This window comes from Cupriavidus sp. 05N38 (genome assembly GCF_056397345.1).
This window is the reverse complement of record NZ_JBFTNF010000079.1, coordinates 1-21,746: the sequence shown is the minus strand read 5'-3', so window position 1 is coordinate 21,746 and position 21,746 is coordinate 1. Positions and strand designations below refer to the sequence as shown.

At 62.1% G+C, this 21,746-nt stretch carries 20 protein-coding genes and 3 pseudogenes; 17 read left to right on the top strand and 6 right to left on the bottom strand.

Features of this window, described 5'->3' with window-relative positions; all coding sequences use genetic code 11:
* Positions 1 to 4: 4 nt before the first annotated feature.
* Together AC1DK4_RS35535 and AC1DK4_RS35530 are read right to left on the bottom strand one after the other, a co-directional pair.
* Positions 5 to 478: a (2Fe-2S)-binding protein gene (locus AC1DK4_RS35535; protein WP_441623457.1), complete on the bottom strand. Its 474-nt coding sequence runs from the start codon at positions 476 to 478 to the stop codon at positions 5 to 7.
* 57 nt (positions 479 to 535) lie between these two features.
* The gene (locus AC1DK4_RS35530; RefSeq protein ID WP_441623455.1) at positions 536 to 1,630 is read right to left on the bottom strand and encodes an NADH:flavin oxidoreductase/NADH oxidase; all 1,095 of its coding nucleotides are present in this window, start codon (positions 1,628 to 1,630) and stop codon (positions 536 to 538) included.
* A gap of 175 nt (positions 1,631 to 1,805) precedes the next feature.
* Here AC1DK4_RS35530 and AC1DK4_RS35525 point away from each other — a divergent pair, with 175 nt between their 5' ends.
* Complete coding sequence (locus AC1DK4_RS35525) at positions 1,806 to 2,723, top strand: AraC family transcriptional regulator (protein ID WP_477132100.1); 918 nt, start codon at positions 1,806 to 1,808, stop codon at positions 2,721 to 2,723.
* Between the two features lie 431 nt (positions 2,724 to 3,154).
* On the opposite strand, the gene AC1DK4_RS35520 is transcribed toward AC1DK4_RS35525, so the two are convergent.
* Complete coding sequence (locus AC1DK4_RS35520) at positions 3,155 to 4,150, bottom strand: LysR family transcriptional regulator (protein ID WP_441623451.1); 996 nt, start codon at positions 4,148 to 4,150, stop codon at positions 3,155 to 3,157.
* Between the two features lie 214 nt (positions 4,151 to 4,364).
* On the opposite strand from AC1DK4_RS35520, the gene AC1DK4_RS35515 reads away from it, so the two are divergent.
* Genes AC1DK4_RS35515 through AC1DK4_RS35505 form a run of 3 tightly spaced genes read left to right on the top strand, consistent with a single transcriptional unit; the run spans position 4,365 to position 7,896 of the window.
* Positions 4,365 to 5,342, top strand: a complete 978-nt coding sequence (locus AC1DK4_RS35515) for a Bug family tripartite tricarboxylate transporter substrate binding protein (protein ID WP_441623449.1) — start codon at positions 4,365 to 4,367, stop codon at positions 5,340 to 5,342.
* Between the two features lie 25 nt (positions 5,343 to 5,367).
* The gene (locus AC1DK4_RS35510; protein WP_441623477.1) at positions 5,368 to 6,876 is read left to right on the top strand and encodes a M81 family metallopeptidase; all 1,509 of its coding nucleotides are present in this window, start codon (positions 5,368 to 5,370) and stop codon (positions 6,874 to 6,876) included.
* 27 nt (positions 6,877 to 6,903) lie between these two features.
* Positions 6,904 to 7,896 (top strand): tripartite tricarboxylate transporter substrate-binding protein, encoded by a 993-nt coding sequence (locus AC1DK4_RS35505; RefSeq protein ID WP_441623447.1) that lies wholly within the window; start codon positions 6,904 to 6,906, stop codon positions 7,894 to 7,896.
* A gap of 119 nt (positions 7,897 to 8,015) precedes the next feature.
* Here AC1DK4_RS35505 and AC1DK4_RS35500 read toward each other — a convergent pair whose 3' ends face one another.
* Positions 8,016 to 8,879 carry a LysR substrate-binding domain-containing protein gene (locus AC1DK4_RS35500; protein WP_441623446.1) on the bottom strand — a complete coding sequence of 288 codons (864 nt, stop codon included), beginning with the start codon at positions 8,877 to 8,879 and terminating at the stop codon, positions 8,016 to 8,018.
* A gap of 107 nt (positions 8,880 to 8,986) precedes the next feature.
* Between AC1DK4_RS35500 and AC1DK4_RS35495 the strand changes: the two genes are divergently transcribed.
* The 13 genes and pseudogenes from AC1DK4_RS35495 to AC1DK4_RS35435 form a co-directional block, all read left to right on the top strand.
* Positions 8,987 to 9,850, top strand: a complete 864-nt coding sequence (locus tag AC1DK4_RS35495; RefSeq protein WP_441623444.1) for an alpha/beta fold hydrolase — start codon at positions 8,987 to 8,989, stop codon at positions 9,848 to 9,850.
* 76 nt (positions 9,851 to 9,926) lie between these two features.
* Positions 9,927 to 10,078: pseudogene (locus AC1DK4_RS35490) on the top strand (aminotransferase class V-fold PLP-dependent enzyme); the annotation flags it as partial.
* Positions 10,079 to 10,450: 372 nt separating this feature from the next.
* The gene (locus AC1DK4_RS35485) at positions 10,451 to 11,797 is read left to right on the top strand and encodes an MFS transporter (RefSeq protein WP_441623443.1); all 1,347 of its coding nucleotides are present in this window, start codon (positions 10,451 to 10,453) and stop codon (positions 11,795 to 11,797) included.
* Positions 11,794 to 12,030 (top strand): annotated as a pseudogene (locus AC1DK4_RS35480) (IS5/IS1182 family transposase); the annotation flags it as partial. The gene AC1DK4_RS35485 and the pseudogene AC1DK4_RS35480, both read left to right, overlap by 4 nt.
* 253 nt (positions 12,031 to 12,283) lie before the next feature.
* Positions 12,284 to 13,264: an alpha/beta fold hydrolase gene (locus tag AC1DK4_RS35475; RefSeq protein WP_441623441.1), complete on the top strand. Its 981-nt coding sequence runs from the start codon at positions 12,284 to 12,286 to the stop codon at positions 13,262 to 13,264.
* Positions 13,265 to 13,638: 374 nt separating this feature from the next.
* Complete coding sequence (locus AC1DK4_RS35470) at positions 13,639 to 14,433, top strand: IclR family transcriptional regulator (RefSeq protein WP_441623475.1); 795 nt, start codon at positions 13,639 to 13,641, stop codon at positions 14,431 to 14,433.
* A gap of 83 nt (positions 14,434 to 14,516) precedes the next feature.
* On the top strand, positions 14,517 to 15,284 hold the full coding sequence (locus tag AC1DK4_RS35465; protein WP_441623439.1) for a transporter substrate-binding domain-containing protein: 768 nt from the start codon (positions 14,517 to 14,519) through the stop codon (positions 15,282 to 15,284).
* Between the two features lie 18 nt (positions 15,285 to 15,302).
* Positions 15,303 to 15,971, top strand: a complete 669-nt coding sequence (locus AC1DK4_RS35460; protein WP_441623437.1) for an amino acid ABC transporter permease — start codon at positions 15,303 to 15,305, stop codon at positions 15,969 to 15,971.
* The gene (locus AC1DK4_RS35455; RefSeq protein WP_441623435.1) at positions 15,968 to 16,729 is read left to right on the top strand and encodes an amino acid ABC transporter ATP-binding protein; all 762 of its coding nucleotides are present in this window, start codon (positions 15,968 to 15,970) and stop codon (positions 16,727 to 16,729) included. The genes AC1DK4_RS35460 and AC1DK4_RS35455 overlap by 4 nt, the downstream gene beginning before the upstream one ends.
* The gene (hutG, locus tag AC1DK4_RS35450; protein ID WP_441623433.1) at positions 16,726 to 17,676 is read left to right on the top strand and encodes a formimidoylglutamase; all 951 of its coding nucleotides are present in this window, start codon (positions 16,726 to 16,728) and stop codon (positions 17,674 to 17,676) included. The genes AC1DK4_RS35455 and hutG overlap by 4 nt, the downstream gene beginning before the upstream one ends.
* A gap of 282 nt (positions 17,677 to 17,958) precedes the next feature.
* Positions 17,959 to 18,954 (top strand): Bug family tripartite tricarboxylate transporter substrate binding protein, encoded by a 996-nt coding sequence (locus AC1DK4_RS35445; protein WP_441623432.1) that lies wholly within the window; start codon positions 17,959 to 17,961, stop codon positions 18,952 to 18,954.
* Between the two features lie 220 nt (positions 18,955 to 19,174).
* The gene (locus tag AC1DK4_RS35440) at positions 19,175 to 19,294 is read left to right on the top strand and encodes a hypothetical protein (protein ID WP_441623473.1); all 120 of its coding nucleotides are present in this window, start codon (positions 19,175 to 19,177) and stop codon (positions 19,292 to 19,294) included.
* 330 nt (positions 19,295 to 19,624) lie between these two features.
* Positions 19,625 to 19,834 (top strand): annotated as a pseudogene (locus AC1DK4_RS35435) (DUF4172 domain-containing protein); the annotation flags it as partial.
* A 109-nt stretch (positions 19,835 to 19,943) separates the two neighbouring features.
* On the opposite strand, the gene AC1DK4_RS35430 reads toward AC1DK4_RS35435, so the two are convergent.
* Together AC1DK4_RS35430 and AC1DK4_RS35425 are read right to left on the bottom strand one after the other, a co-directional pair.
* Positions 19,944 to 20,129, bottom strand: coding sequence for a helix-turn-helix domain-containing protein (locus AC1DK4_RS35430; protein ID WP_441623430.1), 186 nt, complete (start codon positions 20,127 to 20,129; stop codon positions 19,944 to 19,946).
* Between the two features lie 928 nt (positions 20,130 to 21,057).
* Complete coding sequence (locus AC1DK4_RS35425) at positions 21,058 to 21,228, bottom strand: LysR substrate-binding domain-containing protein (protein WP_441623472.1); 171 nt, start codon at positions 21,226 to 21,228, stop codon at positions 21,058 to 21,060.
* Between the last annotated feature and the right edge of the window lie 518 nt (positions 21,229 to 21,746).

Sequence of the window (21,746 nt, the reverse complement as noted above, 5' to 3'; positions counted from 1 at the left end):
TCCTTCAGGCAAGGGCCTTGGCGGCATCGGCCACTGCGGCGCGAATGCGGGGATAGGTACCACAGCGGCAGATGTTTCCCGCCATGGCGGCGTCGATCTCGGCAGCGCTGGGTTGCTTGCCGCGAGGCAGGGATTTGAGGAAGGCAGTAGCGCTCATGACCTGGCCGCTTTGGCAGTAACCGCATTGCGCCACGTCGTGTTTGACCCAGGCCGCATAAACTACGGTTCCGACCCGGTCGCTGCCATCGGTCGCAGCTTCGATGGTGACGATGGTCTTGCCCTCGGCAGCAGAGACCGGAGTGACGCACGAGCGAATGGCCTGGCCGTCCAGATGCACGGTGCAGGCGCCGCATAGGGCAGCGCCGCAGCCGAACTTGGTGCCGGTCATGCCAAGGGAGTCGCGCAGCGCCCAGAGAATGGGCGTGCCGGGATCGACATCGATCGTATGCTTACGGCCGTTAACGTTGAGGGTGCTCATCGGGGAGGGTTCTCCGTAGGTGGTGGTCAGGGTACGAGTGCCGCGAATCGCCTGGCCTCAGCCCGCCCAGCTCTGCAGCCAGAAGGCGTACGGCGTTGGCAGCACCGACGCTGCCTGCTCGACCTTGAGGTCCCGCGCCGCCTGGAACGGCCAGTGCGGATTCGCCAGCAATGTACGGCCGAACAGCGCAAGGTCGAGCTGCCCCTCGCGAATCAGGGCGTCTGCCGCCGACGCACTCGTGATCTGCCAGCTGGTCGCAACCGGCAGCCCGGTTTGCGCGCGAATCCGTCGCGCGTAGGGAACGAGGAAGTTGGGTCCCCATGGGACTTGTTCGTCCGCGGTGGACAGTGCCAGTCCGACGTCGACGAGATCCAGGCCGGCATCCTTCAGCCATTTCAGGACCTGAACGGACTCCGCGAGTGTCTCGTCTTCCCGGCCGTTGAATTCCACGACACCCAGGCGTGCCGTCAGCGGCAGGCTATTCGGCCATACCTCTCTCACTGCGGCGACCGTCTCGATCAGGAAGCGAGCGCGATTTTCAAGGCAGCCGCCGTACTGGTCGTCCCTCGCATTGGTGAGAGCGGACAGGAAATTCTGTGCGAGGAAGCCATGGGCAAAATGAAGCTCGAGCCACTGGAATCCCGCTTGCAGGGCACGAGCGGCGGCATCCACGAAATGCTGTTGCGTGCGCCGGATTTCATCCAGGCTCAATTCGCGCGGCATATGTGGGTTTGCGGGCATGAACGGCAGCGCGCTCGGCGCCACCGGCTGCCACGCGCGCCGATCGTTCCTGTCCAGTGGGGCACCGCCGTCCCAAGGGGGCGTGCAGCCGGCCTTGCGACCGGCGTGACCGATCTGGATGCCCGCGACGGCGCCGGCGGCCCTGATGGCCTTCGCCACAGCGGCAAGGCCCGCAATGTGCGAGTCACTCCAGAGACCCACGTCGCCGGGCGTAATACGTCCCTCGGGCGACACGGCGGTCGCTTCAACGATGACGAGCCCGGCGCCACCGCGCGCCAGCATAGCGTAGTGGCTCTGATGCCAGTCGCTAAGTTGCCCGTTCTCGGCCATGTACTGGCACATGGGAGAGACGACGATACGATTTCGAAGGGTGACGCCCCTCAATGAGTAGGGGGAAAAGAGGGAGGACATCTGGCAAGCCCATGGAAAGTGGCGATGGGGCCCAGTTTGCGGGAAGGTGCCCGAAAACTGTTTGCCAATTCCGCCCCCATTATTGCCCAATCCGACGATTGCATGCCCGTCACGCCCGTTCTGGCTTCGGCCCGGTGATAGACTTCACGCAGCAAAAAGAGGGCGGAGCAGGAGCATGAACGCGCGTGAAAAGACTGGAAATCCTGGCAAGGCTGCGGCCATCGACACCCTCGCCGAGGCAATCRGTCGAATTGCCCAAAATGACGGCGACCACTTCACCGGCGTTTCGGGCCTGACGCTTCACCGCAGGAGCGCCAGCGCAGCCCCGATGCCATGCATCTACGGGTTTGGGTTAGGGGTGGTCGCTCAGGGTGGCAAGCAGGTCATGCTTGGCAACGAGGTGTTCAACTACGCCGCCGGACAATCCCTGCTGACGACGATCGACGTGCCTGTTGTGTCGAACGTCACGGTCGCGACGCCGGCCAAGCCGTTCCTTGGCCTGATGCTGGCGCTTGACCCGCGCATCGTCATGGAACTGGCCGCAGATATGGAAGGGATCAAACCTCGGAAGCAGAGTCCGAATCTCGCAATTTCCGTCAGTGACCTTGAGCCGCCCGTCCTGGACGCATTGATCCGGCTCGTACGCCTGCTCGACGAGCCGGAACTCATACCTCACGTCGCCGCATTGATTCAGCAGGAAATCGCCATTCGCCTGCTGGCGGGGGCCAATGGGCCGCTGCTTCGAAAGTTCGCGGCCACCGGCTCGCCAAGTGAGCAGATTGCCGGGGCAGTGGCCTGGCTCAAGCTGAATTTTGCACAATCGTTCCAGGTGGAGGAACTCGCTGCCAATGCACACATGAGCCCGTCGACATTCCGGCAGCACTTTCGCGCGATTACGGGGACCAGCCCGCTGCAGTACCAGAAACAGCTGCGCCTCCAGGAAGCACGTCAATTGATGCTGAGCCAGAACCTCGACGCGGGAACGGCAAGTCTGCGCGTCGGGTATGAAAGCGCATCACAGTTCAGCCGGGAATATGCCCGGCTTTTCGGTGCTCCCCCTTTGCGGGATATCCAACGAATGCGCGTTAGCTGAAAGCCAGTCGCAGGTTTTCTACGCCAATGTTCTGGCGCAACGAGTCCAGCCATGTAAGGCGTGGGACGATTGAAGCAGGCCTGCGTCGTTCGCCCTTGCCGTACGCGCTGAATCGTGTTCGCGTGGTCCCGTTGGGACGCGGACAAGCCTCACGTCTTGCTGGTCCACCCGATCTGGTCGCTTCTGCGTTGCCCGATTAGGTCACCCGGGTTGGTTTCACGAGCACGTTGCATACCGGCCAGGATCTCGAAGGCATCGCTCATGCAGAAGCGAGCCTCGCGAGCCAGGCGCGGCGACAGCGGGGACAGATCGTCGAAGTCCTTGGCGCTCAGCGCGCTTCCCCTTCCGTACCGGGATGTCTTGCGTTGCGTTGATCGCGACGGGTTGCGCCGCCTTGACGACGCGTTGGTTGGTGAACGAAAGCGGGGTCGTTACGCAGGCTTCATTGCTCCCACATTTGCCAGCCACGCTGAAGGATCCGCTGGCATCGCCGCGGCGTGACGCAGGATGAAGTCACGAAAGGCCCGTGCAGGAGCCCGCGGCGCCAGTGCGCAGTTCCACACCATGACAACCGGCTCTACCTGGCTTGCCAGCTTGAACGGAAGCACACGGGCCATATTCGCCGCCGCCAACTGGGCGGCGATGCGCTCGGGATACACAGCCAGGAAGTGCGCGGCCTGCAGTAGATTGACCGTCATGGTTACGTCGCTGGTTCGGATGCCGCGCTGCGGTGGCGGCATCTCCAGGGCGCGGAAAGCGGTGTGCAGGTGATGCAGCATGCGTGCCCCCTGAGCGGGGATGCACCATTGCTGATCGACCAGATCCTGCGCGGTGATGTGACGCTGCCGCAGCAGTGGATGCGTCATGCTGGCCACGATGACCAGTTTCTGTCCCGGAATGATGGGCGCGTAGAGCAGATCCTTGCGCTCAAGGCGCGGATCTTCGTAGGCAAACAACAGATCGAGTTCGCCCTCGTCGACCTGGTTGATGAGCTCGATGATCCCGCCATCGATCACGCTGATGTCGACCCCCGGATTGCCTTCATGGAACGCGCAGATCAACTGCGCCAGGAGGGGCTGGACCGATGTGGTCCGGTAGGCCATGCTCATCTGACCCCGCGTGCCCTCGCGCACCGCTTGCAGGGACTCGGCCAGGCGGCTCAGCTGCGCCGTTACCAATGCCGCGCCCTCGATCATCTCCTGGCCGATCTCGGTGGCTCGCATGCCGCGGCGTCCGCGCTCGAACAAGGGCATGCCGACGATGGCCTCCACTTCCGCCAATGTCTTCGACACCGCTGCCGGGCTGATATGGAAGCGTGCCGCCACTTCGGCGGCACTTTGCAGTTCGTCGAGTGCAAGGATGACGCGCAGATGCCGGAACTTGAGGCGGGCGAGGAGGGCATGAACGGGATGGACGGCGGACGGCATTGGGCAAACTCACGGGGGGCGAACTACAAGGATCTAGTATTAACCAAATGCTCAACAACTCTCAAGTTTAATTCGCTTTTGGTTGATGATGGACTTCTCTATAGTGGTCCCGGGCTGCCCCATGAGCACGCCCCTTCCCGTACTGGCTGGCCATGCAGCGCTGCCGTTTATGCGACACCGGGAAGCACAAGACCCAAGGTCAGGAGACGAGTACATGAGCATATTTAGTGCAGCAGCCAGGGCGGCCATATTCGGCTTCAGCCTTGCCACCGCAAGTTTTGCAGCCGGTGCAGCCTGGCCGGAGCGTCCACTGCGACTGGTTGTGCCGTTCCCTGCAGGCGGGTCCTACGACATCATCGCGCGAACGCTGTCCCGGAAGCTGGAGAAGAGGCTGGGGCAGCCGGTCGTGGTCGAGAACATCGCGGGCGGCGCCACCGTGCCCGGCGTTATGTCAGCTCTGAAGGACAAGCCGGAAGGCTATACCCTGCTGCTCGCCAGCGATGGCTCGCTCAACATCAACCCGCACGTCATCAAGGGCCTGCGCTACAACCCCGATACCGAGCTCACGCCCGTCACCATTCTGACCACGGTGCCGCACTGGATCGTTGCCCGCTCCGACCGCAAGGAACGGAACCTGGCGGACTTGAAAGCCTATATCCAAGGCAACCCCGGGAAGGTCTCGATCAGCATCAATACCGTGGCCGGTGCGGCCCACTTGGCGCTGGCCAACTGGAAGCAGCGCAATGGCCTGGACTTTGCCATCGTCCCCTATCGCGGGTCGCCGCCGGCAATGGCAGATCTCATCGGCGGCCAGACCGACGCGCACGTCGACGTGATCGGCTCTTCGGTGGCCTACGTCACCGACGGCAAGGTCAAGCCCCTGGCAACCCTGCAGAGCCACGCCGTCGCCCAGTTCCCGAAGCTCGAGACGCAAAAGGCCGATAGCCCGGATGGGCTGTTGGTGAGCGCCAATCTGGCGCTGGTGGTGCGGACAGGTACGCCCCAGCCAATCATCGAGCGGCTGTACAAGGAAGTGAATAGCAGCGTGGAAGAGCCTGACTTCCTCGCACGCCTGCAGTCGCTCGCTTACGAACCCGTGCTGACCCCGCCCGCGCAGGCCCGTAAATTTCTCCAGGCCGAGTCCGCCCGCTATGGCGCGATCGCCAAGGCAGTCAACCTGGATGCGAACTGAAGCCATGCACACCAAGGATAAGAAGATGCGCTTTGTCATTGCCCTGATGCGGCATGAAACCAATACGTTCTCGCCGATCGCGACGCCGCTCTCGTCATTCTGCCGCGGCACCGGCGTGGATGGGCCGACCTCCGGCGAGGCAGCCATCCGGGCCTGCGAAGGCACCAACAATGCCGCCGCGGCCTTTATCGACATGGTGCGCAGCCAGGGCGACGAGTTCGTCATGCCGCTGCTGGCCAACGCGGTGCCAAGCGGCATCGTGACCGCCGAGGCGTTTGAATCGATGACGGCATCCATCGTGGCGGCGGTGCGCGAAGGATGCGACGCCGTCATGCTCGACCTGCACGGCGCGATGGTGGCGCAGGGCTATCCCGATGCCGAGGGCGAACTGCTCAGGCGCATCCGTGCCGTGGCGCCGGACGTGCCCATTGCTGTGGCGCTGGATTTCCACGCCAACTTCAGCGAAGCGCTGGTGGGCAATGCAACGGCCATCGCCGGCTACTGCACCTATCCCCACGTCGACGTGTACGACACCGGCACGCGTGCCGCGCGCACGCTGATGGCCGCGCTGCGCGGCGAGGCCACGCCGGTCATCCTGTCGCGCACCTTGCCGATGCTCACGCATATGCTGCGGCAGACCCCGCAGGACCAGCCCATGAAAGACATCATGGACCGCGCCATGGCGGCGGAGCGCGATGGCGAAGTGCTCAATGCCTCGGTGTTTGGCGGATTTCCGCTCGCCGATATCCCGCACGTTGGCCTGACCGTGGTGATCGTGGCAGATGCCGGGCGCGAGCATGCCGCGCGCCAGTTGCTGGACGAACTGACGGCAATGGCCTGGGCACGCCGCGCCGATTTTGTCTTCCCGGTCGAGCCGATGGCGGAGTCGGTAGCGCGCGCCAAGACGCTCGACGGCGGCCCCGTGGTACTGGTGGACCATGGCGACAACTGCGGCGCCGGCGGCCCTACCGACCAGATGAGCGTGCTGGCCGAAGTGATGCGCCAGGGCCTCGACGATGTCGTGGCCGGCCCGTTCTGGGATCCGGCCGCGGTGGCGCGGATGATCGAGGCTGGCGTCGGCCAGCAGATTACGCTCGCGGTGGGCGGGCGGACCGACATGCCCGCGTTGCAACTCAAAGGCCAGCCCCTGATGCTGACCGGGCGGGTGAAGTGCATTACCGATGGCAACTACCAGGTGACCGGACCGATGTTTACCGGCGTGCGGCTCAGTCTTGGCCGTGTGGCCGTACTCGACGTGGACGGTGTGCTGGTGATGGTCTGCGAGAAGCCGCAGGAGCCATTCGACACCGGCGTGTTCACGCATGCAGGCATCGACCTGGCGCGCAAAAAGTACATCCTGATCAAGTCGCGCCAGCATTTCCGCGCGGGGTTCGGTCCGATTGCCCGGCATGTCGTGTTGGTAGCCGGACCGGGGGTGTGCAGTTCGGACTACAGCCTGTTTCCATTCAAGAACCTCCGGCGGCCGATTTATCCGCTGGAACCGGACACCACGCTGGACCTGGCCGCGGCGTAAGCCGGCACGAAAACTGAGGACTCAGACATGCACAATCGCTTCTTCTTACGCAAGCTGGCCGCCGCCTTCATCGCCGCCGTTGCCGCGGCGAGCGTACCGGCCACGGCCGTTGCCGCCGGCGCCGACACTCCCACCCGCATCGTCGTTGGCTTTGCAGCGGGCGGCGCACTGGACGTTTTCGCGCGCACCCTCGCGGAGAAGCTGCGCGTCTCACTTGGCGAAACCATTCTGGTCGAGAACCGGCCCGGGGCTTCAACCCGGCTCGCGCTCGAATCGGTGAAGCGGTCCGCGCCGGATGGGAAAACCATCCTTATCTCGCCCGCGCCACCGTTCACTATCTTCCCATTGACCTACAAGCGGCTGCCGTACGATCCCGACAAGGATCTGGTGCCTGTTGCTTATCTGGCGGACGTGCCCCTGGTCGCTTCGGCCAGCGTCAACCAGCCTTACAAGACGATGTCGGAATATATCGCATGGGTGAAGCGCAATCCGACCTCCACCGGGTTCGGGCTGGTCACACTGGGTGGCACCGTGCACTTCGGCGTGCTCACGCTGCGCAAGGCCATTGATGTGCCGCTGACACCAACGGCCTACCGTGGCGCGGCGATGATGTTGACGGACGAGATCGGGGGCACGCTGCCTATAGGCGTCGATGCGATAGGGGGCCAGATGGAGCTGCATCGAGCGGGAAAGATCCGCTTTCTCGGCGTGACAGGCACTAAGCGCTCAACCTTGCTTCCCGGTGTACCGACGCTGCGCGAAGCCGGCATACCGGGCTTCGATATGGCATCGGGCTGGTATTCCGCGTTCGTCCCTGCGGGCACCCCTGCCGCGACTGTTGCGCGTCTTGAGAAGGCACTGCTGGATGCTGTGAAGGATCCTGAGGTGCGCGCGAAGATGGCGGCTCTTGGCATGGAGATGGCAGGTCAGCCTGGCGCGGAAGCCCACAAGACGATCCTTGCACAACGGGCGCAATGGAAGCCCATTGTCGATGCCTCTGGATTTACGGCCGACGACTGACGCCAAAACGGCATGACCACGGTATCTGCCATGCCGCTTAACGCCGCGACGATGGGCGAAGAACGCTAATCCTCCACGTCGTCCATTTGGCAGTCGGGCGAATGCCATCGCAGCGCGGCTTATGCGTGTAGCTCGGCGACTATGCGTTCCGCGAGAAAATCGCAGGGTGGCCGGTTCGACGTGACACTCCGCGCAAGTACGATCTCGAGCGTGCCAATCTCAGGCAGACCCTGCGCTGGCCCGAGCAGCGTAAAGTCAGGCGGCACTGCACACCGCGCCAGTGGGGTGATGGCGAGACCGGCTCGGGCCATGGTTAGCAGGCCCAGCAGACTCGGGCTCTCATATGATGTTCGATACGCAATCTTTTCGCGCTCAAGGCTCCGAATCGCCTTCTCGCGTGCGACGCTTCCAGGCAGAAACACAGCAATGGGTAGCGGCCGCTCTCGCCAGATTTCAGTGGAGCCCGGGGCGGCTGCCCACACCATCGGTTCATGCCGCAAGAACTCGCCGGTCAGCCCTTTGACACGCGTCGCGCAGACGAGATCCACTGTGCCGTCTCGCAGCATCGGCGCTAGCGCGACGCTGGGCAGCCCGATCACCTGGATTTCGACCTTGGGATAGCTGGCCGAGAACTTCTTGAGAATCGGTGGGAACAGCGACGACGCGTAATCGTCAGGTACGCCGATCACCACGCGGCCAGTGACGTCCGGTCGCACGACCGCGGCCCACGCCTCATCGCGTAGTGCAATGATCCGGCGCGCGTACGCCAGAAGCACCTCTCCGTCCTGCGTCGGAATCACGCTGCGCGGCTTGCGTACGAAGAGCGCTTTGCCAAGGGCCAATTCCAGCGTTTTGATCTGCATGCTCACCGCCGACTGCGAGCGATGCACGAGTTCGCCAGCTCGGCTGATCGTGCCTGTGTCTGCAACGGCGATGATCATGGTGAGAACGTCGACGTCGAGGGCATTCCTCTCGGTGCTCATGTTTATTCTTCCGTGGAGAGATATCAGAAAATCTGAACGATTCCATCAATATTATGCGATTTTCTTTTTGGGTGCGGTGCAGCAAAGTCTGCGAAACGGAGTTAGACATGAATGCACGAGCGCCCCTGACTACGCTGGCTCTTGCCGGCGCCTGGCCACAACCCTCTTTTGTTTCCACTGCCTCCGGCACCTCCGTTCCATACGTGGAAGCTGGGAGCGGCGAGCCAATGGTATTCGTGCACGGGTCGCTGTGCGACTACCGCTATTGGGACCCGCAGCTCGCTTCGCTCTCGAAGAACTTCCACTGCTTCGCTCCGAGCCTGGGCCACTATTGGCCGGAAACCAACGCATTCGGACGCGGCGACTTCAGTTGGGAGGCGCACGTCGCTGAAATTGCGGAGTTCATCGAGGCGCTGGGTCTCGGGCCGGTCCATCTGGTCGGCCACTCGCGTGGCGGCTGCATCGCGTTTCATCTGGCGCGCGAATACCCTCACGTGGTGAAGACGCTCACGCTCGCTGATCCAGGCGGCCCGTTGCAGGCAACGCCGCAAGCAGAAGCCGCCAAATTGCCGCCGGCCACCCATGCGTTGCGAGCGAAGGCCGCAGAACTGATTGAGCAAGGCGAATTCGATGCCGGTCTGAATCTGTTTGTAGACTCGGTAACCATGCCTGGTTTCTGGAGCAAGAGTTCCCAGAGCTTCCGCAGCATGGCGCTCGATAATGCGCTCACACTGCCGAAGCAGCTGCTTGACCCGTTGCCCGCCTACACACGTGAAGCCGCCCGTGAAATCCAGTGTCGAACGTTGCTGATCGATGGGCAAAAGAGTCCGCGAATGTTCCGTAGCACGGTCGAGAAGCTTCAAGAATGGATCGGGCGCGCTGAGCGTCAGACAATTGCCGGAGCCTCTCACGGCATGAATATTGCCAACCCAGGCGCGTTCAATCGGGCGGTTGCCAAGTTGGCTAGCTAGCGGGGCCTTGTGTCCAGGGCACACATGGGATTCTCTCGCCTGAGGGGGGCGGCCTGTTGCGGGGCAAACAGTCTGGCGAGAACTGGAGCGGCAAGGCTTTGACGTGACCTACCTGGAGGTCGGCCCCGACGGCCTTATCGACTTCGACACGCCCGCAGCGTGCTGCGCCCCGATAGCATCGTCTCGGTGGTGATGGTGAACAACGAGATCGGCGTGATCCAGCCGATCGCCGAAAGCGCCTCAGCCGTCCTACCCTCGCAGCAAAACGCAATTAATCGCCTGAGCGGAGGACAAGACACGTTCAGTGTCGACCGGAATCGCCTCGATGGAGCAGGTCTCGGAACATCAAATCTCATTTTTTGCCTACRCTAACAGTAGCGTAGGCTTGCAGGATGCCGCTTGGGCGGTTCTGGAGAAGCCGGCTGCCGCGCACCCGCGGGCTCGCACGCGGGTGAGGATTCCACGCCATATCCGGTACTTGTCGTCCGGGTTGATGGCGAGATCCTCGCCTGCACCCGTCCGTAGATGTAGCTCTGCAAACAGTTCTGGTCGGCAATCCGGAACAGATCGAAATTCCACTCTTGCGCTTAAGCGACGAAAATGCTGGCCGCTTCTGGCCGTAATGGTTCCGAGGGCAGCGACCGAACCCTGCTGTATTTCGGTTGTCTGACCCTGTTCGTCGCTTTGGCAACGCCCGCCGGTTACCTGGTTGATATACAGACGTCGTACATACTCAAGAACCAGTTGCATGCGACGGCGACGCAGATCGCGACATTCCGGCTGGTTACGGGCATCCCAGTCTACCTTGCGTTCGCTTTTGGCCTCGCGCGCGACCTATGGAACCCGCTGGGATTGCGGGATCGCGGCTTCTTCCTGATCTTCGCTCCGGTGACCGCGGTGGCATTCATCTGGATGGCGTTTGCAGGTTTCTCATACGCGGGACTGGTCGCCGGGATGCTGCTGGCAATGCTGTCGTCCCGATTTGTCGCCGCGGCCTATCAGGGGTTAATCGCGCTAGTGGGCCAGGAGAAAAGCATGTCCGGGCGCCTGAGCGCTCTGTTGAATGTGGCCGGCTCCGTCCCGGTCGTTGCGGGAGCATTTGCTTCCGTATACGTCTCCGATCATTTTGCCGTGAAAGAGGCTTTCTTCCTGGTGGCGGCGGTCAATCTACTGGTTGCCGCATTGGGGCTCTGGAAGCCCATTTCCGTCTTCGGCCATGCCTACGAGAAGCCGCAAGCCAGGGGCGCAGATCTCGTTGGGAATGCCAGGCGGCTGGTGAGGCATAAGGCCGTTTATCCAGCGGTTCTCATCTGCTTTCTGTGGAACTTTGCGCCAGGAGCGGCCACGCCGCTTCAGTTCTATCTGACCAATGAGCTGCATGCAGCGGATTCCGTTTACTCGTACTACAACGGGATTTTTGCCGCCGCCTTCATCCCGACATTTTTGCTGTATGGTTTTCTGTGCAAGAAAGTGGCGCTGAACAAGCTGCTGTGGTGGGGCACGATCGTCGCAGTGCCGCAGATGATTCCGCTGGCATTCATTCACTCAGCCAATCTCGCGCTTGTATTGGCGGCACCGATAGGACTCATGGGCGGTGTAGCCACGGCAGCATACTTCGATCTCGCGATGCGATCCTGTCCGCCAGGCTTGCAAGGAACCTTGATGATGCTGGTCGATGGCGTTCTCGCGCTCTCGGCCCGTGCCGGCGATCTGTTGGGTTCATGGATCTATAACAGCAGCCCAACGCACGGTTTCACATACTGTGTGATCGCGACGACCGTAGTGTACGCACTGATCCTGCCTTTGATCCCGCTGGCGCCGAGAGCATTGATTGCTACCAGGGATGGCGAGCCAAATCCGGAGGTGGAGGCCGAGGTGCTAAACGAGGTCCGGGAGACTGTCGACCAAGCGCACTCGCGAACGCGAGTTCCTGGGCGAGATGGTTAGATGAAGGCATGGTGCGGCTTCCGGATGAGACCACTATCCTTCGCTTCCGGCATCTTCTGGAAACGCACGATCTGAGCAACAAGATGTTTTCCGTAGTCAGCGATCTCCTCCGCGCGAAAGGCTTGATGCTGAAGACTGGCACGGCAGTGGATGCGACGTTTGCCTCGGCGCCCGGTTCCACCAAGAACGCAGGGGGCGAGCGTGACCCGGAAATGCACTCCCCTGAGCAGGGGCACGTGCAAATCCAGCATCGGATGTGACGCGCAACTTGAGGATAGGCGTTGCATCTGAGCACACGTCCGCGGCGGGCTGTCGGGATTTTTGTATGCCAACGTAGTGGCGCGCGCGGCCGATACGAACCAATACATTAAGAGCCTCTGTCCGCTACAGCCGGGATACATATCCATCCTTCAATGCTGCATATGCAACAGATACCCGCCGCCTTGGTTGGGGCGCTTGCAGACCCTAGAGCAAAAGGTAGACGACATGACAACGAAATCCACAGTTCGCAGCGCGCTCCGATTCGCGGCTGCCGCAGGTGCGGCAGGGCTGGCTGCCACGCTACTCATTGGCACCGCGCACGCGGCGGCGCCGCAACCCGCAATACCGGAGATTGGCTTCGTCCAGGTCAACCCCGATATCAAGCTGAGGCGCCTGGTCGTACACAATGCCGCCGCCAGTGGCACCGTGCTGTTCCTGCATGGATTCCCCGAGACGCTGTACGCGTGGAAAGACATCGCGTCCTCCCTGGCCCAGAACTATGAAGTTCACGCGTTCGACTGGCCCGGCTATGGCGAGTCGTCTCGTCCCGCCGCCGACAAGTTTGCCTACGCCCCCAGCGACTACGCAAAGGTGCTCAAGGACTATATCGCCACTGCCGGAATCGACACGCAGCATCTTGTGATCTACGCGACGGACATTGGCGCGCTGCCGGCCCTGCTGGCGGCCATCGACGACCCGGCCATTGCAAAGCGCATCGTCGTCGGCGACTTCGCGCCGTTCAACCGGCCGCAGTTCATGCAGGAGCGTCTTCAGGGGCTCAAGGATCCCGCGACGGCCGAGGCGGTCCATGCCGCCTTTAACCGCGCACGTGACGAGATCTTGCAGAACGCCTTTATTCGTGGGCTTCCCGAGTCTTTACGCTATGAAGTCACACCGGAATTTAAGGCAGACATCGCCCATGGATGGCAAAACGGCGCGCTGACGTCTGCCGACTCGTTCTATCACTACTACTCTCACTTCACGCGTGACCAGGACTATTTCGAAGCCAACCTGGGCAAGCTGAAGACTCCCGTCAGCGTCATCTGGGGGGAGAAGGACATCTATATTCAAAAGGAAATGGGTCAGGAGCTGGCCAATCGCGCGGGGCTGGATTTCCACGTCCTTCCGAGTATTGGCCACTATCCGCATTTGCAGGACAAGGCCGCAACCATTGCCGAAGTAAGAGCCGCATTTGACGCCAAATAATCCACGGCATTCCGGCCGGTGTCACGGTTGGCGCCGACTACGCGGTGAAGCCGTTTGTTCTCGCTTGCCCGCGCGCCATTGATATGTGGCCGGCTTGAGGCGGAAGCCCTTTTTGTCCATCAGAAGTCAGGAGTCTGCGCAACTCTCACTCTTGCAGGACAGACAGAGTGCCAGGACCATCAAGATGGGTTCTCCGGGTGCTTACAACGCCTCGCCGTCCTTTAGCGTCCGTTTCCGCAGATCGCGTCGCAGCGGCGCTTCAGGCACGTGGCCGGTCGATCTTCCAGATGTAAGGGTTACCCCTAGTCAATCATTCCCGATTTTTGGGACTCGTGGTTTTGATTTTTGGGAACGAGGTCCTATTCTTGGCACCTATGTTGAATCCCGTCGATAACCCAAGCGCCTTGAAGCCCGCGACCTCCACGCCCGCCGAACCCGGGCAGCCAGCCGGCGGGGCCGATCGCGTGCTGTTCGTGCTGGCGGCGCTCGCACAACACGGCGCGCCGATCACCGTGCGGGAGCTCGTCGCCAAGACCGGCCTGCCCAAGAGCACGCTCTACCGGCAACTGGTAATGCTCAAGCGCTGGGGCTTTGTGCTGGAGTCCGACGGCGAGTACGCGCCGGGCCCGATCAGCCTGCAACTGGCGCTCGGTTTTGACATGGCCTCCCACCTGGCCCGCGAAGCCTTGCCCGACATGCGGCTATTGGCACAGCAGTCGGATGAAAGCGTGGGCCTGATCGTCGCCGTCAAGGATCACGCCGTGTGCCTGGAGATGGTGGAAAGCCGCCAGTCGCTGCGCTGCTCGTTCGAAAAGGGGCGCGGCGTGCCGCTGCGCGCCGGTGCGTCGGCCAAGTCGCTGCTGGCGTTCATGCGCGACGAAGCGCGCGAGCGTCTCGTCCATGCCCTGTGCGAGCCAGGCGAATCCGAGCAGCTGCTGGCTGAACTCGCCGCCATTCGCGAGGCCGGCTACGCCGTCAGCGAGGGCGCGGTGGATCCGGGCGTGTGGGGCGTGAGCGCGCCTCTCTTCTCGCGGCGCAGCAAGGCAGATGCGCTGGGTTCCATCACGCTGATGGTGCCGGCGACACGCCGGCAAGGGCGCGAAACCGCTCTGATCGCCATGACCGTGGCAGCGGCAATGCGGATTTCTGCCCGGCTGCAGTCTTACTGAACACAAGGCAAATCATTACCACTGCCGTCGACAAACCGCTACGACGGCCGCCGCTTCGCTACCGAGTAAAAAAGGAGACCTCCATGAACCTACGTCGCAAATGCCTGATGGCCGGCCTGACGGCCCTGATCAGCCTGACTTTCGGCGTCGCCGCCCACGCTGAGGACAGCGCCGTGCTGCGTGTGGCCACCGACGCCACCTTCCCGCCGATGGAATTCGTCGAGAACGGCAAGCGCACCGGCTTTGATGTGGAACTCGTTGAGGCCATGGCCAAGGTGATGGGCAAGCGGGTTGAGTGGACCGACATCGACTTCAAGGGCCTGGTCCCCGGGCTGGTCTCGCGCCGCTTCGACATGGCCGTGTCCGGCATCTACATCACCCCCGAGCGCAGCAAGGTGGTGGACTTCACCGAGCCGTACTACACCGGCGGCCTGGTGGCACTGGTCAAGAGCGGCAACACCACCATCCACACCCCGGTCGATCTGAACGGCAAGAAGGTCAGCGTGCAGGTGGGCACCAAGTCGGTCAGCTTCCTGCGCGACACGTATCCACAGGTGCAGCGCGTGGAAGTCGAGAAGAACCAGGAAATGTTCAGCCTGGTCGAGATCGGGCGTGCCGACGCCGCCGTGACCGGCAAGCCGGCCGCTATGCAGTACGTCAAGACCCGAGGCGGCCTGCGCATGGTGGAGCAGCCGTTGACCACCGAGGAATACGGCATGGCCGTGCGTAAGGACACGCCCGAGCTCACGCGCGCCCTCAATGCCGCACTGACCAAGGTGAAGGCCGATGGAACCTACGCCAAGCTGACCCAGAAGTGGTTCGGCAACGCCGCCAACGCAGCCGCCAAATAAGCCGCGCGAATCATCATCATGGAACTGGATTTTTCTCCTGTCTTTGCCGGTTGGCCTGACATCCTCCACGGCGCCATCGTCACCGTGGAGGTGACCGCCTGCGCGCTGGTGCTGGGTTGCATCATGGGCCTGCTGGTCGGCATCGGCCGGCTGGACCCGAAGCGTCGTGTCATCTATGGCATCTGTACTGCCTATGTGACGTTCATTCGCGGCACGCCGCTGCTGGTGCAGCTGTTCCTGCTGTTCTTCGGGCTGCCGCAATTCGACATCCTGCTGCCGGCCTTTGTGTGCGGCGTGATCGGGCTGGGCATCTATTCCGGCGCCTATGTGTCGGAAATCGTGCGCGGCGCCATTCAATCCGTGGACAAGGGCCAGATGGAAGCGGCTCGCTCGATCGGCATGTCTTCCGGCCAGGCCATGCGCGCAGTGATCCTGCCGCAGGCCATCGTGCGGATGATTCCACCGCTGGGCAATGAGTTCATCGCCCTGATCAAGAACTCGGCGCTGGTGTCGCTGCTGACCATTGCCGACCTGATGCACGAGGGCCAGAAGATCATCAGCGTGTCGTACCGGTCGCTGGAAGTCTATCTGGCGATCGCACTGGTTTATCTGATCCTGACGAGCGCAGCCGGGCTGATCCTGCAACGCGCAGAAAAACGGCTGCGCATGGGAGGCATGGTGCAATGAGCGATTCCGCAATCATCCGGATCCGGAACCTGGGCAAATCATTCGGAGGCCATTCGGTCTTGCGCGGCATCGACTTCGATGTGGAACCGTCGCAGGTCGTGGTTGTGATCGGCCCCAGCGGCTCGGGCAAGAGCACCTTCCTGCGTTGCTGCAACGGCCTGGAACAACCTGAGGCCGGCACCATCGACATCGTCGGCAAGCGGCTGGTGACCGAGGGCCAACTGATCGGCGAGCACGAACTGAACCAACTGCGCACGGAAGTGGGTATGGTGTTCCAGTCGTTCAATCTGTTCCCGCACCTGTCGGTACTGCACAACGTCACGGTGGGCCCCCGCATGCTGCGCGGCATCTCGCGCGAAGAAGCCGAGCGCAAGGCGATGAGCCTGCTTGAGAAAGTCGGTCTTGCGCACAAGGCCCAGGCCATGCCCGCCAGCCTGTCGGGCGGCCAGAAGCAGCGCGTGGCCATTGCCCGCGCACTGGCCATGGAGCCGCGCGTGATGCTGTTCGACGAGCCGACCTCAGCACTGGACCCCGAGCTGGTCGGCGAAGTGCTGCAGGTGATGAAGGTGCTGGCCGCCGAAGGCATGACCATGGTCGTGGTCACCCATGAAATGGGCTTTGCCCGCGAAGTGGCCGATGTGGTGGTGGTCATGGATGGCGGCGGCATCATTGAGGCGGGGCCGCCGTCGGTCATCTTTTCGGCGCCGACGCAGGAACGCACGCGTGGCTTCCTGCAGGCCGTGCTGACGCGGGCATGAGCATGGCTGTGACCCAGAATCCCTGGCAGGGCCGTGTCGACAGCGGCGAGCGCGGCGACACCACGCGCCTGTTCCGCATCGTACATGTGCTGGAAGCAGCAGACCCGACGCCCCTGAGCGGCGCGCCGGTGCTGCTCGGCTTCAGTTGCGACACCGGCGTGCTGCGCAACCAGGGCCGCCCCGGCGCCGCGCACGGCCCGGACGCCATCCGCCAGGCGCTGGCCAACGTGCCGGCGCACGGACTGCCCGCGTTGTACGACGCGGGCAATGTCGGCTGCGAGGACGGCGACCTGGAATCGGCCCAGCGGGCGCTGGCGGAAACCGTACGCGACGCGCTGGCGCGTGGCGGGCTTCCGCTGGTGCTGGGCGGCGGCCATGAAGTGGCCTGGGGCACGTGGCAAGGCCTGCGCGCGCACCTGGATGCACAGGACGATGGCGGGCGCGTACTTATCATCAATATCGACGCCCACTTCGACCTGCGCACCAGCCGGCCCGCAAGCTCCGGCACGCCGTTCGATCAGATCGCCAACGCGTGCGCAGAGCGAGGGCAGCCGTTCGACTATATCTGCCTGGGCGTCAGCCGCCTCAGCAATACGCCGGCGCTTTTCAGCCGCGCCGATGCGTTGGGCGTTTGCTATGTGGAAGACGTGGACATGCAGGAGCGCCACCTGCCATCGCGTCTGGCGGAACTGGCAGCGCGCATCGATGCCACCGACCACTTGTACCTGACCATCGACCTCGACGCACTGCCGGCGGCCGTGATGCCGGGCGTGTCGGCACCTGCCGCCTATGGCGTGCCGTTACCGGTGGTGGAGGAGGTGGCCTTGCTCGCGCGCCGCAGCGGCAAGCTGCGCGTGGCCGACCTGGCGGAATACAACCCGCAGTATGACCGCGACCACCAGGGCGCACGCGTGGCGGCCCGCCTGGCCTGGCGCCTGTTTGGCTGACAGGCAGGTCACTTCCCTGGCCGCGGGCCGACCTGAGCGCTTCGGCGCTTCTGTACTCCGGAGCGCCGGTGCGGATATTGCGCGATTCAGTCACTTTGAGCGATCGTTTCCCTGTGGGGGCTTGAACAAGGGTTTATACCGGGGCATTCTACGGACTCCGTTCGCATACAATGATCGAAATGATCACAATGGATGCTCGGTTCGATCAAATTCGATGTGTCGCGCAGGGTAGCGTGACGGCGTCGAATAGAGCGACGGACTCCAGCGAACAGGAGACCAGACATGCAAAACCCTTCGCGTTTTCGGCGCCAGGCGGTCCACGCGATTCTCTTGATGGGAATGGCCACTGTCATCCCCGGCTTCGGCCTGGCGCACGCCCAGGGCAGTGCCGATCGCATCGTTCGCATCGTCGTGCCCTTCGGCCCCGGCGGAGGCTCGGACGTGCTGGCCCGATTGATTCAGCCCCGGCTCGCCGAGACGCTGAGATCCACGGTCATCATCGAGAACCGACCGGGTGCCGGTGGCACGCTTGGCGCGGGCGTTGTCGCCAAGGCGGCGCCAGACGGCACGACATTGCTGTTGACGGATGCCAGCGTAGCTACCATCGCGCCCGCGCTGTACGCGAAACTCACTTACGCGACCAAGGACCTGACACCGGTCATTAGCCTGGCGCAGTTCCCCAATCTCCTGGTGGCGCCAACACGGTTACGGGCGAATACGCTGGCGGAACTGGTGGCAGAGCAGCGCTCCCATCCGCAGCCGTTGTCGATTGCATCGAGCGGAAACGGCACTAGCACTCACCTGACAGCGGAGTTGCTGAAGAGCGTGACGCATCTGCCGCTAACGCACGTGCCGTACAAAGGCAGTGGCGCGGCAATCAGCGATACGGCAGGCGGCCAGGTCGATCTGCTCTTCACTGGCTACGCGACGGTTGCCCAGCTCATCAAGGCCGGGCGATTGAAGCCGATCGCGGTCACTTCGCCCAAGCGCCTGCCAGAGTTGCCCCAGGTGCCCACTGTCGCGGAGAGTGGCTTTCCAGGCTTCGAGTCATGGATCGCGCAAGTGGTCTTTGCCCCGGCGGGTACGCCGCGCGAAGTGGTGCAGAAGCTGAATGTGGCAATTGCCGATGCGCTCCGGCAACCCGATGTGGCAGCGAAGATGCGGCAGCAGGGCCTGGAGCCTTACGGGAATTCACCCGATGAGTTTTCTACCTGGATTGACGGACAGTCACGCTTGTGGGCACGTGTGATCCGCGAGTCAGGGGCAAAGCCTGAATAGAAAGACGCTTTGGCAGGCCCAGCGCACGCTGCATTGGCGGGATGCCCGAGCTTGCCCAAGACAAAGGTCTCGTAGCCGGCGGTTGCGGGACCTTTACGCCTTTCTGACCAACGCATGCCATCATGCAAATTCTCCATCTCAAGATTAATCGAGCCAATCAATTGAAGGGTCAGTAGCTGCACCTGTCTGTTCCCCGATGGAGCGTTGACGACGTGCCCCCATTTCAAAATGGAAGAAGCTGACCCGTGAGCTGCTTCGAAAGGGCGAGCCGCGCATGCTGATTGTTGATGAGGTCCAACATCTGCAGCCGGGACCTATCGGGAACAGCGGTCGTCCCTGAACCTGCTGTAGTACCTGGGAAATGAATGTTGAGCCTGGGTCGCACGAATGACAATCGTCAACAACAGTTGTTCTGGCGAGCATCCCTTGATCATCAAAATTGCAATTAATCGCCAGGATTCCCGACCCAACCTGAAACCGGGGTTTGGCAGCACAGGCCACCGTGGCCGCGTGCCCGGCGTCGTCCTCCGGCAGGTAGGGGAGTGGCCAAAGGCGGGGGGCAAATCCGGCAGGAAGGGAGAGCATGGCGTACAGACTCCATTGGAGAACCTCCATGCGCATCTCGATCGGGGCATGCATTAAAGCGGAGGGAACGGCAGCAACTGACCGACCACTGAACGAACGGCAAGTGAAACTGCTCAACCGACTGCTCGATGGCTTCGAAGGGACGCTCACCAGTTCCAAGTGGGCGGCGATCGCCAAATGCTCCCCAGACACCGCGCTGCGCGACATCACTGAACTGCTCGCACGTGGCGTATTGCGCAAATCGGATGCAGGTGGGCGCAGCACCAGCTATGAGTTGAACGACCTATCCGAGTAGGCACGCCTCCGGGACATGACTTGGCTCGTGGGGGGAGCGGCGCCTTCATGGACCCTTGCCAACGCCTTCGGAAGGAGGCCAAGATGGACTTCGTTCACCGCAAGGCGCTTCAGCGCCCCTCCCGGTGCCGAAACTCGTCTGGTGGCACACCCATCAGGCGATGGAACATAGCCATGAACGCCGATGCGCTGCTGTAACCAAGGTGGGATGCAATCTCCTCGACCGTGTGCGCAGCATTGAGTAGAGGTATCGCTTTGACAACCCGGAGACGTTGTTTCCATTCGGCCAATGACATACCTAAATTCTTTTACGCGCGCCTTGCTAGCGTCCGTTCGGTCGTTTTGGCCAGCTCAGCGAGTGCGGGCAGTTTGGGAATATCGCCAGGAGAATTTTCCAGGAGTCGGAGGATAGGTACTAACAGTGGGTCGGTTGTGTACGGGAGGTAACTGCCAGTCGCCTTGCTATGAATAAGCTGGTCGAGTAGGACTTGATACAGGCGCAGATTCTCCATTGAGGGAGAGGAGGTGACGTCCGCCGTGCTCAAATGGTCGAGGATGGCGCGCATCAATGGACTTACGGAAATCGTGCAAGGGACGCTGGCGAGACCAGTACATAGGCGTGAGTGCACTGTGAACAAGCAATGGCGTGTTGCAAGTCCCCAAATGCTCAAAGGGAGCTGAGCCGGTGGTAGCCAAATGCCAGAGATCGGGGGAGCGACAAGTTGAGTATCTTCTAGCCTGACCTCGATGATTCCGTTGAACGAGTACAGGAAGACACCACTAACCTCGCTCATCTTGAGTGTGGGAACGGCGTCGGCATCATGCACTGCATGGAAGGAAAAGTTCTCCGCAGACCGCTTTCCGGGGAGTTGCTGTGCTACAGATGTGCGGAAATGCATCGACTTCCTGACGCCCTTTTTTGACCGACCGGTGCAAGTGCCGAGGGCAGGCGGATGGTAAGCATGCTGGTGGTGTGGGTTGGTAGTAGGCCGAAGTGGCATTGCGACGCTCTCCGGTTGGACCGTGAGTCGGGGGGCAATAGCTAGATGAAGACGTGATCGGTACGATAGGCGGCGCCGTTGCACGCTTTGCACTGCGCGGACACATCGCCACGATGCGCGCTGGCGACAACATGAAGTCCGTATTGGCAGCCTTTTCCTTTGCTCCTTTACGATGTCGTTCAGAAACGCGTAGATCGTGCTGCCTTCATGGAGGCTCGACATGCTAGTAGTCCAACGTTTCGGAGAAAGATACTTCGGTCTTCTGCGCGAGGGGATGTCGGATTGGGGTCGCAAGCACGAGCTTGTCGGTGCTGAAATGCACCAGATCGAGGCCGTCCGAATTGATCGGTCCGGATATGATGCCCAAGTCTGTACTTCCATTGTATGGGTGCAGGTAATATGTTGCCTACGCCTATTCCCGACGTCTTGCATGAACTGCGGAGATTCCTGCGGATTTCGGCACAGCCATGATCTTCCGAGCGCAAGCTTGGGAGCTCTAATTCGAAGTCAGGTCGATGCTGAATACGGTACAGATGCGAGGTGCGCGCAGACGAAACGAGAGAGTACGAGAAGTCGTTTGCTGAAGAAGTGATCGGCCCCCGCCATCGTCACCACGGCGACGGACTGGCTCTCCGCCCATCGCGGTATCGTGGTAATGGGCACTCGGATATCGCACTCCCCATGGACAATAAGTGTGTCAGGCGGTAGCCCGGGCAGGGTAGTCCCTGCCACCGTCCACCTTGCCCAGTCCGAGCCCGGCGACCACTAGTACAACATCCCGTAAATAGATTTAATAATTATCAGGCTGTAGGTACGGCTCCAGGAGCGTGACGACCACCTGGGCCATCTCGTCGAGCGAGCCTGCGCCTGGCAACGGCTCCCAACGCCCACTATGGTTGCGAAAGGCGGCGC